General features: G+C 67.3%; 14 protein-coding genes. 9 read left to right on the top strand and 5 right to left on the bottom strand.

What is annotated here, in order from left to right:
* Nucleotides 1–15 precede the first annotated feature (15 nt).
* The 9 genes from BM397_RS00360 to BM397_RS00395 all read left to right on the top strand — a co-directional run bounded on the left by BM397_RS00360 (nt 16) and on the right by BM397_RS00395 (nt 11,601).
* Entirely contained in the window at nt 16–477 is a 462-nt protein-coding gene (locus BM397_RS00360; protein WP_092426674.1) for a RidA family protein, read from the top strand.
* Nucleotides 470–1,129, top strand: a complete 660-nt coding sequence (locus BM397_RS00365) for an aspartate/glutamate racemase family protein (protein ID WP_245696124.1) — start codon at nt 470–472, stop codon at nt 1,127–1,129. The genes BM397_RS00360 and BM397_RS00365 overlap by 8 nt, the downstream gene beginning before the upstream one ends.
* Nucleotides 1,130–1,357: 228 nt before the next feature.
* Nucleotides 1,358–2,968 (top strand): OpgD/OpgG family glucan biosynthesis protein, encoded by a 1,611-nt coding sequence (locus BM397_RS00370; protein WP_245696123.1) that lies wholly within the window; start codon nt 1,358–1,360, stop codon nt 2,966–2,968.
* Entirely contained in the window at nt 2,965–3,147 is a 183-nt protein-coding gene (locus tag BM397_RS28855; RefSeq protein WP_143015388.1) for a hypothetical protein, read from the top strand. Before BM397_RS00370 ends, BM397_RS28855 begins: the two co-directional genes overlap by 4 nt.
* Nucleotides 3,148–3,169: 22 nt before the next feature.
* Complete coding sequence (mdoH, locus tag BM397_RS00375) at nt 3,170–4,960, top strand: glucans biosynthesis glucosyltransferase MdoH (RefSeq protein WP_092426670.1); 1,791 nt, start codon at nt 3,170–3,172, stop codon at nt 4,958–4,960.
* Entirely contained in the window at nt 4,947–6,191 is a 1,245-nt protein-coding gene (locus BM397_RS00380; protein WP_092426669.1) for an OpgC family protein, read from the top strand. The genes mdoH and BM397_RS00380 overlap by 14 nt, the downstream gene beginning before the upstream one ends.
* Nucleotides 6,192–6,382: 191 nt before the next feature.
* On the top strand, nt 6,383–7,603 hold the full coding sequence (locus BM397_RS00385) for an efflux RND transporter periplasmic adaptor subunit (protein WP_092426667.1): 1,221 nt from the start codon (nt 6,383–6,385) through the stop codon (nt 7,601–7,603).
* A 4-nt stretch (nt 7,604–7,607) separates the two neighbouring features.
* Nucleotides 7,608–10,721 carry a multidrug efflux RND transporter permease subunit gene (locus BM397_RS00390; RefSeq protein ID WP_092567344.1) on the top strand — a complete coding sequence of 1,038 codons (3,114 nt, stop codon included), beginning with the start codon at nt 7,608–7,610 and terminating at the stop codon, nt 10,719–10,721.
* Nucleotides 10,722–10,809: 88 nt separating this feature from the next.
* Entirely contained in the window at nt 10,810–11,601 is a 792-nt protein-coding gene (locus BM397_RS00395; RefSeq protein ID WP_245696128.1) for an endonuclease/exonuclease/phosphatase family protein, read from the top strand.
* Nucleotides 11,602–11,604: 3 nt separating this feature from the next.
* Here BM397_RS00395 and BM397_RS00400 read toward each other — a convergent pair whose 3' ends face one another.
* The 5 genes from BM397_RS00400 to BM397_RS00420 all read right to left on the bottom strand — a co-directional run bounded on the left by BM397_RS00400 (nt 11,605) and on the right by BM397_RS00420 (nt 16,800).
* The gene (locus BM397_RS00400) at nt 11,605–12,051 is read right to left on the bottom strand and encodes a MarR family winged helix-turn-helix transcriptional regulator (RefSeq protein ID WP_092426661.1); all 447 of its coding nucleotides are present in this window, start codon (nt 12,049–12,051) and stop codon (nt 11,605–11,607) included.
* A gap of 80 nt (nt 12,052–12,131) precedes the next feature.
* Nucleotides 12,132–12,833, bottom strand: a complete 702-nt coding sequence (locus BM397_RS00405) for an ABC transporter ATP-binding protein (RefSeq protein WP_092426660.1) — start codon at nt 12,831–12,833, stop codon at nt 12,132–12,134.
* Entirely contained in the window at nt 12,826–13,596 is a 771-nt protein-coding gene (locus tag BM397_RS00410; protein ID WP_092426658.1) for an ABC transporter ATP-binding protein, read from the bottom strand. The genes BM397_RS00405 and BM397_RS00410 overlap by 8 nt, the downstream gene beginning before the upstream one ends.
* The gene (locus tag BM397_RS00415) at nt 13,593–15,452 is read right to left on the bottom strand and encodes an ABC transporter permease (RefSeq protein ID WP_092426656.1); all 1,860 of its coding nucleotides are present in this window, start codon (nt 15,450–15,452) and stop codon (nt 13,593–13,595) included. Before BM397_RS00415 ends, BM397_RS00410 begins: the two co-directional genes overlap by 4 nt.
* A 124-nt stretch (nt 15,453–15,576) precedes the next feature.
* Nucleotides 15,577–16,800 (bottom strand): ABC transporter substrate-binding protein, encoded by a 1,224-nt coding sequence (locus tag BM397_RS00420; protein ID WP_092426654.1) that lies wholly within the window; start codon nt 16,798–16,800, stop codon nt 15,577–15,579.
* Nucleotides 16,801–17,053 lie beyond the last annotated feature (253 nt).

Genomic DNA, 17,053 nt, shown 5'->3' on the forward strand with positions numbered 1-17,053 from the left:
CCTGACGGAGGACGAATGGACAAGATCGAAAGAAAACTCGCCGAGATGGGGCTGGCGCTGCCGCCCTCGGCGCCCTCGCGGGCGCTGTTCCTGCCGGGCAAGATCAGCGGCAACCTGCTGTTCCTCTCGGGGCAGATCTGCGAGTGGGAAGGGGTGCCCAAGTACTTCGGCCCGGTGCCCCACGGCTTCGACGTGAAGACCGGGCAGGATGCCGCGCGCATGTGCGCGCTCAATCTGCTCTATTCGATCAAGGCGGTGGCCGGCTCGCTCGAGCGGGTGTCCAGCGTCGTGCGGCTCGGCGGCTTCGTCGCGGCGCCGCCGGGCTATGGCGACGGGCCGATGATCGTGAACGGCGCCTCGCAGCTCTTCATCGACCTCTGGGGCGATGCCGGACGCCACGCGCGCACCGCGGTCAACGTCGCTTCGCTGCCTGCCAACGCGCTGGTCGAGATCGAGGCGACGGTCGAGCTTGGCTGACAGCGACACCGCCCCCCGCGTCCTGCTGATGAACCCCAACAGCAACGCCGACACGACCCGCGTCATGTGCGCGATCGCCGGGCGCGTGCTGCCACGGGTGAGCGGCTGGACCGCGCCTGCGGGCCCGCCGCTGCTCACCACGCCCGAGGCGCTGGCAAAGGCGGCCGAGCACGTGGCTGACGCGGACGTAGGGCCGGAGTTCGCGGGGGTCATCGTCTCGGCTTTCGGCGATCCGGGGCGGGAGGCGCTGGCGGCGCGCTTGCGGGTTCCCGTAGTCGGGATCGGCGCTGCGGCGGCGCGCGCCGCGGGTCACGGGGGGCGCGCTTTTGCGGTGGTGACCCACACGCCTGCCTTGGAAACAAGCATCGACAGATTGATGAACAATTCCGGTGCGCAGGGGCGATACATTGGAACTTACCTCGCCGCGGGCGATCCGGTTGCCCTGTCAGCCGATCCGGAAAAGCTCGACGCTGCCTTGCTTTGCGCGGCGAAGCTCGCGCACCGGGACGGCGCCGAAGCGGTGATTGTCGGGGGCGGGCCGCTGGGTGAAGCGGCAGATCGACTCACCGATCACGCGCCCTGCATTCTTATTTCGCCTATTTTACTGGCGGCAGTTGAAATGCGAGCGAAACTCCGCTTGCCAAGCGTCTGAAACTGCGGCAATCCGCCAGTGGATTGCCTTCGAAAGCGCAGCATGCGCGGAGATTCGGCAGAGTTTCGCCGCTGCGCAGCAAAAGCCCGCTTTTGAAGGGAACCCCTTAGAGTACAGGGTGTTGTCTTTCCTGTACTCGATATCACATTTCCGGCCAGTACCACCCCTTGGAGCAGACATTTGCGGAAGTTTCCGACCCATAGTCCTGTTGTGTCCGGACGCGCGTTCGTGGCGCGTCAAAATCGACGCCAGTTTCTGGCTCAGCTCGCCGGCTCCGCCGCAGTTCCGGCGTTGCTGAGTGCAGCGCCTCTTGCCGCGCAGGAGGCGACCGAAGAAGCCGTGGGCGCGGCGGCAGAGGACTCGATCCAGACCCAGACCACGCCCTTTTCCTTCGACATCCTGTCGGCGCAGATGGCCGAGGCGGCCAAGACCGCGCCAAAGGAGCCGGAGCAGGTCGAGGGGTTCCTCGCCGAGCTCGACTACGACGGCTATCAGCGCATCCGTTTCGATCCCGACAAGGCCCGATGGGCGGACCTGCCGGACGACACCTTCAAGCTGCATGCCTTCCACCTCGGCTGGCTGTTCAAGCAGCCCGTGCGCCTGCACGAGGTGGTCAATGGCGAGTCGCGGCAGATGCATTTCTCGACCGCGGACTTCGACTATTCGTCGGTCGAGACCCCGATCCCCGAGAACACCGAGATGCCCGGCGTCGCCGGCTTCCGGCTGCACAACCCGCTGAACCGCGCCGACACCTTCGACGAGCTGGTGGCCTTCCTCGGCGCGAGCTACTTTCGCGCGCTTGGACGCGACAACACCTACGGGCTCAGCGCCCGCGGGCTGGCGGTGAACACCGGCCTCTCCGGGGCCGAGGAATTCCCGCGCTTCAACGAGTTCTGGCTCGAACGTCCGGGGCCGGGCGCCGAGCACATGACCGTTTACGCCGCGCTTGGCAGCGCCTCGGTGACCGGGGCCTACCGCTTCGTGATCCGCCCCGGCGAGGACACGCAGATCGAGGTGACCGCGCGGCTCTTCCTGCGCAACGACATCCAGCAGCTCGGCATCGCGCCGCTGACTTCGATGTTCCTCTTCGGCGGGCCCGACATGGGCGATTTTGACGATTTCCGCCCGGCGGTGCACGACAGCGAGGCGCTGGTGCTGACCACCCAGGGTGGCGAGACCTTCTTCCGCCCGCTGAACAATCCGCCGCGGCTGGCCAGCTCGTATTTCGGTGCGCTCAGCCCGGTGCGCTTTGGCCTCGTGCAGCGCACCCGCGAGTTCGAGCACTACCTCGATGCGCAGGCCCATTACGAGAAGCGTCCGACGCTCATGGTCGAGCCGATCGGCGACTGGGGCGAGGGTTCGGTGCGGCTGGTCGAGATCCCCTCTGATCTCGAGGCCAACGACAATATCGTGGCATTCTGGATTCCCAAGGCCGAGACCAAGGCCGGGGATGCGCTGGAGTATTCCTATCGCCTGCACTGGGGCATGACCCCGCAGGGCGACGGGGCCGTCGACCGGGCCCGCGTGGTGCGCACGCGGGTGGGCCGGGGCGGCGTATCGGGGGTCGAGCAGGACACCGATCGGCGGAAATTCGTCATCGATTTCGAAGGCGGCACTTTGGGGGAACTTCCCGCGGGCGCCGAAGTTGAACCACAAGTGAGTGCCGCAAACGGCGAGATTGCCGAAGCGGTTGTGAGCCGGATCTCGGGAACCGAGACATGGCGCCTCGTGCTCGAAGTCTCCGCGCCGAACGGTGCCGTGGCCGAGCTCAAGGCCGGGCTCAAAGGGTATGGTCGTATGCTTACCGAAACCTGGACTTATCAATGGGTGAAGGAATGAATGCTGAACCGATGAAGGAACAGGACGTGGCCACTGCGCGCGCAATCGAGATGCCGCATTGGGCCCCGCCCGAAGCACCGATGGACATGCCGCGTCAGGAAGTCGAGGCACCGCGCGCAGCGCGCGTGTCGCTCGGCGATCTTGTCATGCGCATCCTTATGCCGGGCCAGCGCGCCTGAGGACTGACCTGAGGACCTGAAAATGCCCGTTCTGCCTCGTCCCGACCGCAAGACGGTCGCCACCCGCGTTTTCGCGGCCATCTTTGCGCTTATCGCAGCCGGCACTGCCACGGGGCTCTTGCTCGAAGTGGCGCTGCAGGATGGGGTCGAGCCCTTCGACTTCGTTCGGGCGGGGCTCATCCTGGTCACCACGGCCTGGCTGGCCTGGGGGGCGGCTCTGGCGCTTTCCGGGCTTGCGCCGATGCGCCGCCGCCGGGAGATCGAGATGCAGATGCCCCAGCCCCGCACGGTGGTTCTGGTGCCGATCTGCAACGAGGACCCGGTTGCGACCTTCGCGCGCATCGCGGCGATGGATCGGTCGATCATCGCCGCCGGGGTGACGGCGGATGTTGCGATCCTGTCGGACACGCGCGACGAGGCCAATGCCGAGCAGGAGCGCCGGACCTTTGCCCGGCTGCTCGAGGAGACCGGGGGGCAGGGCCGCATCTTCTACCGCCGCCGCGAGGACAACCGCGGTCGCAAGGCCGGCAATATCGAGGATTTCTTCCGCCGTTCCGGCGGAGCCTACGAGCTTGCTGTGATCCTCGACGCCGATAGCCTGATGGAGGGCGCGGCGATCCGGCAGATGATCGCGCGGATGCAGGACGACACCCAGATCGGCCTGCTTCAGACCCTGCCGCGCATCGTCGGCGGGCGCAGCTTCTTTGGCCGCGCCATGCAGTTCGCGGCAGCCTTCCACGGGCCGGTCTTTACCCGGGGTCTTGCCCGCATGCAGGGCGCGACCGGGCCGTTCTGGGGGCACAACGCCATCGTCCGCGTGAGCGCCTTCGCCGAGAGCTGCGGCCTGCCGGAGCTGCAGGGCAAGCCGCCCTTTGGCGGGCACATTCTCAGCCATGACTACGTCGAGGCGGCGCTGCTTGCGCGCGCGGGATGGAAGGTCGAAGTCGATGCCAGCATCGACGGCTCCTTCGAGGAGGGCCCGGAGAACCTGCTGTCCTTCGCCAAGCGCGACCGCCGCTGGTGCCAGGGCAACCTGCAGCACATCCGCCTGCTGTTCGCGCCCGGCCTCGCGCCCTGGAGCCGCTTCGTCTTCGTGCTGGGGATCTTCTCCTACCTCGTGTCGCTGCTCTGGTTCGGCTTCCTCGTGGCCTCGGTGATCGCCGCGGTCACCGCGCCACCGCCGGACTATTTCCCCGAGCCCCACCTGCTGTTCCCGGTCTTCCCGAGCGACCGGACCAAGGAGATGATCGCGCTGATGATCGGCATCTTCGGCCTGCTCATCATGCCCAAGTTCGCCATCCTGCTGGAGAGTGTGCTGACCGGCCGGGTCGGGGGCTTCGGCGGCGCGGCGCGCGCCTTCTGGTCGGTGATCACCGAGGTGCTGCTGACCTCGCTCATTGCGCCGCTGATGCTGATGTACCAGACCAAGGCGGTGTTGCAGGTTCTGTCGGGCCGCGACGGCGGCTGGCCGTCGAGCCAGCGCGGCGAGGGGCAGCTGAGCCTCGTGCAGGGCGTCCGTGCGGGTCTGTGGATCACCGCCACCGGTGCCGTGGCGCTGGCGGTCACCGCCTGGCTGTCGCCCGATCTCGTGCCCTGGCTGTTGCCGGTCTGCCTGCCGATGCTGTTTGCGCCGGTGCTGATCTCCTGGAGTTCGCGTCCCCTGACCCACAAGCTTTTCATCACCCCCGACGAGCTGGCACCGTCGCCCGTCGTCAGCGCCTATCGTGACATCCACACCCGCTGGAGCGGCGTGCCGCTGGCACCGCTGCCGGAGCCCGGCGCTGGACGGGGGGCACAGCATGCAGCAGCCTGAACACAAGCTCGTCTCTTTCCCGGGCACCAAGACGCCCTCCAAGCCGCCGGCGGTGAAGCGTCCGCGCGACCCGCGTATCGATGCCTTCCGCGGGCTGGCGCTGATCATGATCTTCATCGATCACGTACCGGGCAACCCCTACGAGTATTTGACGATCCGCAACTTCACCCACTCGGATGCGGCGGAAGCGTTCTTCATCATGTCCGGCCTCGCCGCCGCGCTGGCCTATTCCGGTCGGCTGACCCCAGAGGCCCGGGCCGAGCACGGGCTGATGAACGGCGTGCTGCCCATGTGGAAGCGGAGCTGGACGCTCTATCTCGCGCATATCTTCATGACGGTCTGGGCGATCGCCATCTTCTCGGCGGCGGCGGGGATCTACAACCTCCCCGAACTGCTGGAGACGATCAATCTGCGGCAGGTCTTCGGCAACCCCGAGGAGTCGCTCTTCGGGATCGCCGCGCTGACCCACCAGCTGGGCTACGTGAACATCCTGCCGGCCTATTCGGTGCTGCTGTTCTTTGCGCCCGCCATGCTGCTGCTGGGGCTGTGGAAGCCCAAGGCGCTGCTGTGGACCGCGCTGGCGATCTGGATGGCGGCGGGCCTGTGGCGGCTCAACCTGCCGAACTTCCCCAACCCGGGCGGCTGGTTCTTCAACCCGATCAGCTGGGAGCTGCTCTTTGCCATCGGCATGCTCACCGGGCTTGCCATGCGCCGGGGCGAGCGTTTCGTGCCGGTCTCGCGGCCGCTGTTCTGGGCTTGCCTCGGCTTCTGCGTGCTGGTGCTGGCGTGGAAGTTCATCCCCGAGTTCGGTGCGGTGATCAACCACCAGATGGCGCGGCTCTACCAGGCGGGCATCCCGTTCCACCTGACCACCCATGACAAGACCTTCGTGGCGCTGCCGCGGTTGCTGAACATTCTCGCGCTGGCCTATGTGCTGTCGTGCCTGCCTTCGGTGACGCGGTTCTGCGCCGGCAAATACGCCGCGCCGCTGCGGCTGCTGGGGCAGCAGGGACTGCTCGTGTTCTGCACCGGCACCGTCGTGGCGCTGGCCTTCCAGGTGATCATGGCGGGCAACCCGCTGTCGGTCTGGATGGGCTGGGGCCTGCCGCCGCTGGGCATCGTGATCATGCTGGTGATCGCCTGGATGGCGCAGACGCGCAAACCGGCGCGCCGCGAGGCACAGGCGCAGGGCGGCGTGGTGGCCAAGCCGGAAAAGCGCCGGGTCAGCTGATATAGCTTGAGAAATCGGGGAGAGGGTGCGCGCGCGTGCCCTCTTTTCGTGCGCAGTCAGGCCTATTTCGGCCATCTCACGAAAAGGTCAGAGAAATTTCAAGGATTGCTGCGGCGGAACGTCACCTTTGCTGCGTATCAAGTGCTCGCGCGGGCGCTGTTTGTCCGGGCGTCCGACCTAAGGAGAAATACATGGCGTCTCGCCGAACAGCCCGGACCGTCCGTGTCCTTGCCGCAGCCGTTGCGCTGACCCTTTCACAGACGCCGATGCTCCTTGCGCAGCAGCAAGGCGCCGGTGCCGCGCGCGAGGTCGGGGTGGTGACGCTCGAAGCCAGCGACGTGCCCTATTCGGTGACCCTCCCGGGGCGCTCGACGGCCTTCGAGGAGGTGGCGATCCGTCCGCGCGTCGCGGGGGTGATTTCGGAAATCCTCTACGAGCCGGGCAGCGACGTGCAGAAAGGTGACGTGCTGTTCCGCATCGACGGCGACACCTACCAGGCGGACGTCGATGCCGCCGAGGCGGATGTGGCGGGGGCCGAGGCGGCGCTGCGCAGCGCCGAGACCACCTTGTCGCGCTACGAGAAGCTGGTGGGCACCGGGGTGACGGCCGCCGACGTGGACACCGCGACGGTCGACGTGATGCAGGCCAAGGCGACGCTGAGCGCCGCGAAAGCGGCGCTGGAACTGGCCAAGCTCGACCTCGAGCGCACCGAGATCACCAGCCCGATCGACGGCATCGCCCTGCTGCCCGAGGTCTCGGTCGGTGACCTGGTCACCGCCAACCAAAGCGATGAACTGACCACCGTCACCCGTATCGATCCGATCTACGTCGACGTGCAGGAATCCATCACCCGCATCCAGCAGACCCGTGATCGGCTCGACCAGGGATCGCTCACCCGCGGCGACCGGATCGAGGCCGAGCTCGAGCTGGAAACCGGCAGGATGTTCGAGGGGCAGGGCACCTTCGTCTCGCCGCCGGTCAGCGTGTCCACCACGACCGGCACCTCGGTTGTCCGGTTGCGCTTCGATAACCCCCGTCGCGGCATCCTGCCCGGGCAGTTCCTGCGGGTGAAGCTGACCTTCGGCACCACCCCGTCGATCCTGGTGCCCCAGGGGGCCACCTCGCGCGCCTCGGACGGCACGCTGACCGCCTTTGTCTACGCCGGCGGCAAGGCCGAGAAGCGCACGCTCTCGTCGCAGGGAAGCTACGACAATGCCTGGATCGTGACCGAGGGCGTGGAGGCCGGCGAGCAACTCATCGTCGACGGGCTGCGCAACCTGCAAAGCGGTGCGGCGGTGAGCCCGGTCGAGGTGACGATCTCTGAGACCGGCGTGGTGACCCGCGCCGACGGCACGCCCGAGAGCTTTGGCGGGGCTCCCTCATCCGGGGACTCGACTGGGAACGAGGGCTGACGTCATGGGAAATTTCTTTATTGCGCGCCCGGTCTTCGCCTGGGTGCTGGCGATCCTCACCATGCTCGCCGGGGCGATGGCCGTGGTCACCCTGCCGGTCAGCCAGTATCCCGATATCGCACCAACCACCGTGCGCGTCTCGGCGACCTACACCGGCGCCACCGCCGAGGCGGTACAGAACTCGGTGACGCGCGAGATCGAGGACGCGATGACCGGCCTCGATGGCATGCTCTACATGACCTCCAGTTCCTCGCAGGGGCGGTCCTCCATCGAGATCACCTTTGACGAGAGCGTAGACCCGGTCGATGCGCAGAACGAAGTGCAGTCCAAGGTCAGCCAGATCGAACGGCGTCTGCCGTCGGCGGTGCAGAGCCAGGGGGTCAGCGTCTCGCGCTCGTCCTCGTCTATCCTGATGGTCGGGGCGCTGGTCGACACGACCGGCACCTACAGCACGCTCGAACTGGGGGATATCATGTCCACCACCGTCGAGGGGCCGATCGAGCGCACCGAGGGCGTTGGCGGCGTGCAGAGCTTCGGCTCGGGCTACGCCATGCGCATCTGGCTCGATCCCTTGTCTCTGGCGCGCTACCAGCTCACCGCTTCGGACGTGGTGAGCGCGGTGTCGGCGCAGAACTCCACCGTCTCTGTCGGCTCGCTGGGCGAGCAGCCGACCACGCAAGGCCAGCAGTTCACCGCGACGATCACCGCGCAGAGCCAGCTGACGACTGTTGAGGAATTTGACTCCATTCTGCTGCGCTCGTCCGAAGAGGGCGGCGTGGTCCGTCTGGGCGACGTGGCGCGGGTCGAGATCGGGCAGGAAAGTTACGGCTCCGACTCGCGGTTCAATGGGCTCAATTCATCGGGCTTCGGGGTCAACCTCGAGACAGGGGCCAACGCCGTCGACACAGCTGCGGCGGTGCGTGCGCAGCTCGACAAGCTGAGTGCCGCGCTGCCCGACGGGGTCGAGTTCCGCACCGCCTATGACACCTCGCCCTTCGTCGAGCTGTCGATCGAGCAGGTCTACCACACGCTCTTCGAGGCTGTGGTGCTGGTGCTCGCCGTTCTGCTGATCTTCCTGCAGAGCTGGCGCGCGACGCTGGTGCCGCTGATGGCCGTGCCGGTGGTGCTGCTCGGCACCTTCGGCGTGCTGATGGTGGCAGGCTATTCGATCAACACGCTGACCATGTTCGCCATGGTTCTGGCGATCGGCCTGCTGGTCGATGACGCCATCGTGGTGGTCGAGAACGTCGAGCGCCTGATGGAGGAAGAGAGGCTTTCGGCGCTGGAGGCGACGAAACGCTCGATGGGCCAGATCACCAGCGCGCTGGTCGGCATCAACGTGGTGCTGGCGGCGGTGTTCCTGCCGATGGCCTTCTTCGGCGGTTCCACCGGGGTGATCTACCGGCAGTTCTCGATCACCATGGTTGCGGCGATGGCGATTTCGCTGGTCATGGCGATCATCCTCTCGCCGCCGATGTCGGCGCGGCTGCTGAAACCCGCGCACGGTCCGGCGAAATTCGCTCCGGCGCGCTGGTTCAACAGCGGGCTCGCCAAGGTCACCGAGGGCTATGGCCGCGCGGTGGACTGGTCACTGAAGATGCCGGCGCTGGTGCTGCTGGTGCTGGCGGGCGCGCTCGGCGGGGCGTGGATGGTCAACGAGCGGCTGACCTCTTCGTTCATCCCTGCCGAGGACCAGGGCGTTTTGATGACCATCATCAACCTCACCGAGGGCGCGACGACACAGCAGACGAAAGCCACGCTTGAGCAGGTCGAGGACTACCTGCTGAACGAGGAGGGCGACGCGGTTGAAAGCACCTTCGCCTCGCTCGGTTTCGGCTTCGGCGGCACGGGCCAGAACCGCGCCATGGTCTTCGTCAAGCTGCGCGATTTCGAGGTGCGTGAGGGTCATCCCGATCTTTCGGCGAGCGCCGTCGCGGCGCGGGCCACTGCCGCCTTTGCCTCCAGCCGCGCCGGGCAGATCATGGTGATGCAGCCGCCCGCCATTCGCGGTCTCGGCAACACCGGCGGCTTTTCCTTCTACCTCGTCGATCAGGCCGGCAACGGCATCGAGGCGCTGCAGGACGCGGCGGACGCGCTCGAGGCCGAGGCGGCCAGCCGCCCCGAGATCGCCAACGTCCGCGTCTCGGGCACCGAGGACGAGAGCGCGCTGCGCATCTCCATCGACCGCGAGAAGGCGGAAAGCTTCGGCCTCACCCTGTCGGAGATCAACTCGATGCTCTCGGTGATCTTCTCGGGCAGCGAGGTGAACGACTTCATCCTCGGCTCCGAGCTGCGGCCGGTGATCGTGCAGGCCGATGCCGCGCATCGCATGCAGCCCGAGAACATCATGGACTGGTACGCCAAGAACTCGGACGGCGAAATGGTGCCCTTCTCGGCCTTCATGAAGACCGAATGGGAGCCTGTCGCGCCGCGGCTGCAACGCTATTCGGCGACGCAGGCGATCGAGGTCTCGGGCTCGCCGAGCTCCGATGTCAGCTCGGGCGTGGCGATGGACGTCATGCAGGAGCTGGTCGAGGGCATGGACGGGGGCTACGGGCTGGCCTGGACCGGGCTCTCGTACCAAGAGCAGCAATCGGGCGCGCAGGCACCGCTGCTCTATGCGATCTCGGGCCTCGTGGTCTTCCTCGCGCTGGCGGCGCTCTACGAGAGCTGGGCGATCCCCTTCTCGGTGATGCTGGCGGCGCCGGTGGGCCTCTTTGGCGCGCTGCTGGCGGCCTATTGGTTCGGCCAGTCGAACGACGTCTATTTCAAGGTCGGCATCCTGACGACCATCGGCCTCGCGGCGCGCAACGCGATCCTGATCGTCGAGTTTGCCGAGGACCTGCGGCGGCAGGGGCGGAGCATCGCGCAGGCGGCCAAGGAGGCGGCGCAGCTGCGGCTGCGGCCGATCCTGATGACCGCGCTGACCTTCATCCTCGGGGTGGTGCCGCTGGCCACCGCCAGCGGTGCGGGGGCAGCGGCGCAGAACGCCATCGGTACCGGGGTGATCGGCGGGATGCTCGCCTCGACCGTCATCGGCATCTTCCTCGTGCCGGGCTTCTACGTGCTGGTCATGCGGCTGGTCCGCCGGGTGAAGGGCGGCAAGGCCACGGCCTGACGTTTCCCCGAGCGATCATATCCGCTAGCAAGACCCCGGGGCGTTCCGCGTCCCGGGGTTTCTCTTTGGAGGGCGCGCCTTGCGGATCATGTCACTCAATGCCTGGGGCGGAACGCTGCATGGCCCGTTGCTGCGATATCTGGCGCAGGAAGCGCCCGAGGTGCTCTGCCTGCAGGAGGTGATCCACAGCCCCGAGACATCAAAGCTCGACCTCACCTACCGCGATGGCGACCACGTGCTGGCGCAGCGTGCCAACCTGTTCTCCGAGGTGGCGGCGGTGCTGCCCGAGCATGCGGCGATCTTCTGCCCGGCGGCGCAGGGGATGCTCTGGGACGGTGAGCTGCCTGTGCCCTCGCGCTGGGGGCTGGCCAGCTTCGTTCACCGGTCGCTGCCGATCATCGGACAGGCGCAGGGCTTCGTGCACAAGGGCTACGAGCCGGACGGCTTCGGCGAGCACCCCCGTTCACGCAGCGCCCATGCCCTGCGGGTCTTCGACCACGCGCAGGGTAGCGCAGTGAGCATCGCGCAGATGCACGGCTTGCGCGATCTGCGCGGCAAGATGGACACGCACGAGCGCGCGGCGCAGGCGCGGCGCTTCCTTGCGCTGCTCGAACAGGTGGCCGAGCCGGGTGACCTGCGCGTCGTCTGTGGCGATTTCAACGTCGAGCCGGGCAGCGAGACGCTGCGCCTGATGACAGAGGCCGGAATGACCGAATTGGTGACCGCGGGCAATTTCGAAGGCACCCGCAGCGCGCATTACGCCAAGCCGGGCAAGTTCGCGGACTACATGGCGGTCAGCAATGCGGCGGCGGTGCGCGGCTTCACCGTGGTGCGCGCGCCCGAGGTGTCGGATCACTGTCCGCTGCTTCTGGACCTCTAGCCCTCAGGCGATCTTGCCGAGCAGCCTGATCAGGGTCTGCTGTTCGCGCTTGTTCAGCGGGTCGAGCACGTCGGCGCTGACCTCTATGGCTGCATCTGTCGCGCTGTCGACCAGCGCCACTCCCTCGGAGGTGAGCGAGACGAGGTGCCGACGCCGGTCGGTGGGATCGCGCTCGGTGCGCAGCAGCCCGCGGGCGCTGAGCCGGTCGACCACGCCCTTGGTCGTTGCCCCGTCCATCGCCACCGAGCGTCCGAGCATGTTCTGCGACATCGGCCCGTCCTCGGCCAGTCGGTGCAGGATGGAAAACTGCATCGGTGTCAGGGCCCCATCGATCTTGTCCGAGAAGATCGTGCAATTGCGCTGGTAGGCCTTGCGCAGCAGGAAGCCGACCTGCTCGTGCAGCAGGTAGCCATGGTCTTCGCTGGTGCGGGCTTTGGGCGTCTCGTCCAAGATGGGCGCTCCTTTCTCCCCACAGGTAGGGCGCGGAGCGGCACATCGCAACGAGGATGTGGCGCTACTTGGCGTCAATCCTAGACAGAGAGATAGGCATCCCGGATCTCCGGCTGTTTTTCGAGCAGGGCAAAACTGCCGTCGAACTTCTTCTGCCCGCTCTCGAGGATGATCGCCCGGTCGGCGACGGCGCGGGCGAAATGCAGGTTCTGCTCCGAAATCAGCACGGTCAGCCCCTCGGCCTTGAGCGTCAGGATGCTGCGCGCCATCTGCTCTACGATAACCGGTGCGATACCCTCGGAGGGCTCGTCGAGCAGCAGCAGCGCCGGATTTCCCATCAGCGTGCGGGCAATGCTGAGCATCTGCTGCTCGCCGCCCGACATGTGCTTGCCGCGGTTGTGGCGCCGCTCGGCGAGGTTGGGGAACAGCTCGAAGAGCTGCGCAACGGTCCAATGCGGCGCGCCCTCGCGCGGCGGCTGGCGGCCGACCTCGAGGTTCTCCAGCACCGTCAGGTCGGAAAAGATGCGTCGGTCCTCGGGCACGTAGCCGAGACCCGCCTTGGCGGTGCGATAGGCGGGCAGGCCGACCAGCTCGCGGCCCTCGAAGCTCACCGATCCCGCCCGGGGCGGTACCAGCTGCATCACCGATTTCATCGTCGTCGACTTGCCCGCGCCGTTGCGCCCGAGCAGGGCGACCACCTCGCCGCGCGCCACGGAAAAACTCAGCCCGTCCAGGATATGCGCCTTGCCGTAGAAGCTGTGGATCGCCGAAACCTCAAGCATCGCCCGCCTCCTTGAAGAGTGTCCCGCCGCCCAGGTAGACTTCCTGCACGCGGGGATCGCGGCGCACCTCGTCGGCGCTGCCGTCGGCGATCAGCGCGCCGCGGTTCAGCACCATGATGTGATGCGCATGGGCAAAGACCACGTCCATGTCGTGCTCGGTGAACAGCACCGAAAGCCCCTGTTCGCGCACGATGTCCGCCACCAGTTGCATCAGCTCGATCCGCGCCGCGGGGGCCATGCCCGCCGTCGGCTCGTCCATCAGCAGCAGGCGTGGGCGGTGGCAGAGCGCGATGGCCAGCTCGAGCCGCTTGAGATCGCCGTAGGCCAGAACCGAACAGGGGCGGTCGGCCTGATCCTCGAGGGAGACGGTGCGCAGGAACTCCAGCGCCTGATCGCGGTAGAGCTTCCACGCGCGCGGCCCGAAGGTGAAGATGCGCCGGTGGTGACTGATCAGCGCCATCTGCACGTTCTCGATCACGCTCATCGAGCGGTAGGTGCCGGTGATCTGGAACGTGCGCCCGACACCCATGCGCCAGATCTCGCGCGGCGGCCTGCCGGTGATCCGCGTGCCTTCGAGGTGGACCTCGCCGCCGCTGGGCTTCAGCTGCCCGGTCAGCATGTTGAAGCAGGTGGACTTGCCGGCGCCGTTCGGACCGATGAGGGCCTTCAGCTCTCCCTGCCGGACGGAGAAGCTGACGCCGTCCACGGCCAGGAAGCCGTCGTAGCTCTTGCGCAGATTGTCGGCGCGGAGGATCTCGGTCATCGCGCGGTGTCCTCCGATGCCGGGCGCCAGCGCTGCCAGAGGCGGTGCAGCGTGCCGACGATGCCCTCGGGCATCAGGATCACCACGGCGATGATCACCAGCCCCAGCAACAGGCGCCAGTACTCCAGCCGGGTCAGCCAATGCTCGACCGAGGTCATGAAGCTGGCACCGACCACGCCGCCGGCCAGTGTCTTCACCCCGCCGAGGAAGACCACGATCAGCGCGTCGAAGCTCTTGGCGATCTCCAGCTCGGTGGGAAAGACCGACCCCTTGGAGAAGACGAAGAGCCCGCCCGCCAGCCCGGCCATGGCCCCGGCCAGCGCAAAGGCGACGAGCTGCACGCGCTTGACGTCAATGCCCATGGCCTCGGCCTGCCGCGGGCTGTCGCGCCCGGCGCGCAGGGCGTAGCCGAAGGGCGAATGGATCACATGCCGCAGGGTGAGTATGCCGCCGACGCCGAGCGCCAGCGTGAAGTAGTAGTAGGGAACCGTGGCGTTGAGCCAGTCCGCGGGCCAGATGTTGATCAGCCCATCATCGCCGCGCGTCACGCTGCGCCACTGGAAAGCGAGCGACCAGACGAGCTGGCTGAAGGCCAGCGTCAGCATGGCAAAATAGACCCCCGAAAGGCGGATGCAGAACCAGCCGATCCCCAGCGCCAGCAGCCCCGCGGCAAGCGGCGCAAAGAGAAAGGCGAGCTCCATCGGCGTCTGCGTGTGAAAGACCAGCAATGCCGCCGCATAGGCGCCGCCGCCGAAGAAGGCGGCATGGCCGAAGCTCACCAGCCCGCCCGTGCCGAGGATGAAGTGCAGCGAGGCGGCGAAAAGGGCGAAGACAACGATGTCGATCACCAGCACCATCAGGAAGGTGTCGGCAAAGGCCGGAAGCGCGGCGAGCAGCGCCAGCAGCGCGGCGGTCAGCGCCACGCCGAGCGGGCCGTAGGGACGGATCGGCGTCTCGGGGGCACCGACCTGCCCGTGCTCGCCCGCCACCTCTTCGCGGCCCAGCAGGCCGTAGGGCCGGACGATCAGCACAAGGGCCATTACCACGAACATCAGCACCAGCGTCGATTGCGGCAGGTAGGTCACGCCGAAGACGTTCAGCACTGAGATCAGCACGGATGCAACGAAGGCGCCGGGCAGCGAGCCCATGCCGCCGATTACCACCACGACGAAGACCGCGCCGATGATGTTGAAATCCATCAGCAGGTCCGCGCCTCCCGTCGGCAGCTGCAGCGCGCCGCCCCAGCCCGCCAGCGCCGAGCCGAGCGCGAAGACCCCGGTGAAGAGCCAGGCCTGATTGACTCCGAGCGCCCCGACCATCTCGCGGTCCTGCGTCGCGGCGCGCACGAGGATGCCGAGCCGGGTGCGGGTGATCAGGTACCACAGGGCCAACAGGATGAAGGGGGTGATGGCAATCAGCACGATGTCGTACTTGGGCACCGGCTCGCCGAAGATGCGCCAGACGCCGCGCAGCCCCGGCGCGCGCGGCCCCAGCCGGTCCTCGGCGCCCCAGATCATCAGTGCCAGGTCCTGGATCACCAGGATCACCCCGAAGGTGGCCACCAGCTGGAACAGCTCGGGGGCGCGGTAGATGCGCCGCAGCACCACCACCTCGACCAGCGCGCCGATGAGGCCCACCGCCAGCCCGGTCAGCACGATCGCGCCCCAGAACCCGAGATGTCCGGGCAGCACCTCCATCAGCGTGACGCCGATGAAGGCGCCGAGCATGTAGAAAGAGCCATGAGCGAAGTTGACGATCCGCGTGACGCCAAAGATCAGCGACAGCCCCGAGGCGACGAGAAACAGCGCCGCGGCATTGGCAAGGCCGGTGAGGAACTGGGCGAAGAGGAAGGCCATGGCGGGGGCTCGGCTGGCCGGGGAAACAGGGGCTCTGCCCCTCTTGGCCTTGCGGCCAATTCACCCCGGAGTATTTGCGGAAAGATGAAAGGGAGAGGCTGCGCGGCCTCCCCCGGGGCGACGCTTACTCGGCGGGGCGCATCTCGCGGATCTCGTCGTCCGAGGGCATGTAGGGCATGGGGTCCTTGTACTCCCAGTCCACCATCACGCCTTCGCCCGCGTCGTTGAGCGCGGTGGTGCCGACGAAGGCGCCCAGCGTCGACTGGTTGTCGAGCGCGCGGTAGCGCAGCGGGCCGACGGGGGTGCCCGGGATCTCTAGATCCTCGAAGGCGGCGCGGATCGCCTCGGTCTCGGTGCTGCCCGCCTTCTCGATGGCGGCGGCGACCGACAGGCCGGTCAGGTAGCCGACGTTGCTGCCGTTCTTCGGGGTCTCGCCGAACATCTCCTCGTAGGCCGTGACGAAGGCGCCGCCGGGGGTGCCCTCGGCGAAGTCGTACCAGGGGTAGCCGGTGACGAACCAGCCCTCGGGTGCCTCGTCGCCGAGCGGCTCGAAATACTCCGGCTCGCCGGTCAGCAGCCCGTAGACGTCACGCCCGTCGAAGAGGCCGCGGTCGGTGCCCTGTCGCACGAGCTTGGCCAGGTCGGTGCCGAAGGTGACGTTGTAGATCGCGTCGGGTTTGGCGCGCTCCAGCGCCTGCGCTTCGGCGCCGGCGTCGATGTTGAACAGCGGCGGCCATTGCTCGGCGACGAATTCGACCTCGGGCTTGAGCCGCTTGAGGTTGGCCTTGAAGGCCTCGACTGCCTCGGTGCCATAAGCGTAATTCGGCGCGATGGTGGCATAGCGGATGGCGTCGGTGGTGGCGGCCTTCTCGGCCAGCATCGCCGCCTGCACCCAGGTCGAGGTGCGCAGGCGGAAGGTATAGGGGTTGCCCGAGCCCCAGACGAGCGTGTCGGCCAGCGGCTCGGAGGCGAGATAGACATAGTGCTTCTCGGCGGCGAAGGAGCTGATCGCGAGGCCGACGTTGCTGAGGATCGTGCCGGTCAGCATGACCGCTCCGTCCCGGGTCATCAGCTCCTCGGCGATGCGTACCGCCTCGGCGGGATCGCCCTGGTCGTCGCGGAAGATGAACTCCAGCGGACGGCCCAGCACGCCGCCGGCCTCGTTGATCTCGGAGACGGCTAGCTCGATGCCCTTGCGATAGGGCTCGGCGAAGGCGGCCATTCGTTTGAAATGGTTGATCTCTCCGATCAGGATCGGCGCCTTTCCGGCGTCTTGGGCAAATACGGTAGCCGGGGTCAGGGCGGTGGCCGCGGCAAATGCCAGGACGGTACGTCTAAGCAGGGTCATTGCGGTCGGGTCTCCTCGTTGGCGGGGGCACGCGTCCCCACGCGCCCCTCTTACGTCGATATCGGCGGGCTGATAAAGGTGGCTTTGACTTCGGGGTAGGCATTTGTTGCATCGGCCCCGGCGCGATAGGCGCCCGCGGCAGGGCCTGCCGGGTGCGGCGCCGGAAAGACAGGCTGTTGGCACCGGGCGTTGCGCGGGGGGGCGCTTGGCGCTAGGACTGCGCGCCAAAGCGCGCCAAAACGCGGCGGCGCGA

Source organism: Alloyangia pacifica (genome assembly GCF_900116195.1).
Classification (GTDB): Bacteria; Pseudomonadota; Alphaproteobacteria; order Rhodobacterales; family Rhodobacteraceae; genus Salipiger; species Salipiger pacificus.

Excerpts from the sequence above, each read along its gene's own strand:
- BM397_RS00360 (WP_092426674.1), top strand. The coding sequence starts at position 16 with ATGGACAAGATCGAAAGAAAACTCGCCGAGATGGGGCTGGCGCTGCCG.
- BM397_RS28855 (WP_143015388.1), top strand. The coding sequence starts at position 2,965 with ATGAATGCTGAACCGATGAAGGAACAGGACGTGGCCACTGCGCGCGCA.
- mdoH (WP_092426670.1), top strand. The coding sequence starts at position 3,170 with ATGCCCGTTCTGCCTCGTCCCGACCGCAAGACGGTCGCCACCCGCGTT.
- BM397_RS00380 (WP_092426669.1), top strand. The coding sequence starts at position 4,947 with ATGCAGCAGCCTGAACACAAGCTCGTCTCTTTCCCGGGCACCAAGACG.
- BM397_RS00385 (WP_092426667.1), top strand. The coding sequence starts at position 6,383 with ATGGCGTCTCGCCGAACAGCCCGGACCGTCCGTGTCCTTGCCGCAGCC.
- BM397_RS00390 (WP_092567344.1), top strand. The coding sequence starts at position 7,608 with ATGGGAAATTTCTTTATTGCGCGCCCGGTCTTCGCCTGGGTGCTGGCG.
- BM397_RS00395 (WP_245696128.1), top strand. The coding sequence starts at position 10,810 with ATGTCACTCAATGCCTGGGGCGGAACGCTGCATGGCCCGTTGCTGCGA.
- BM397_RS00405 (WP_092426660.1), bottom strand. The coding sequence starts at position 12,833 with ATGCTTGAGGTTTCGGCGATCCACAGCTTCTACGGCAAGGCGCATATC.
- BM397_RS00410 (WP_092426658.1), bottom strand. The coding sequence starts at position 13,596 with ATGACCGAGATCCTCCGCGCCGACAATCTGCGCAAGAGCTACGACGGC.
- BM397_RS00415 (WP_092426656.1), bottom strand. The coding sequence starts at position 15,452 with ATGGCCTTCCTCTTCGCCCAGTTCCTCACCGGCCTTGCCAATGCCGCG.
- BM397_RS00420 (WP_092426654.1), bottom strand. The coding sequence starts at position 16,800 with ATGACCCTGCTTAGACGTACCGTCCTGGCATTTGCCGCGGCCACCGCC.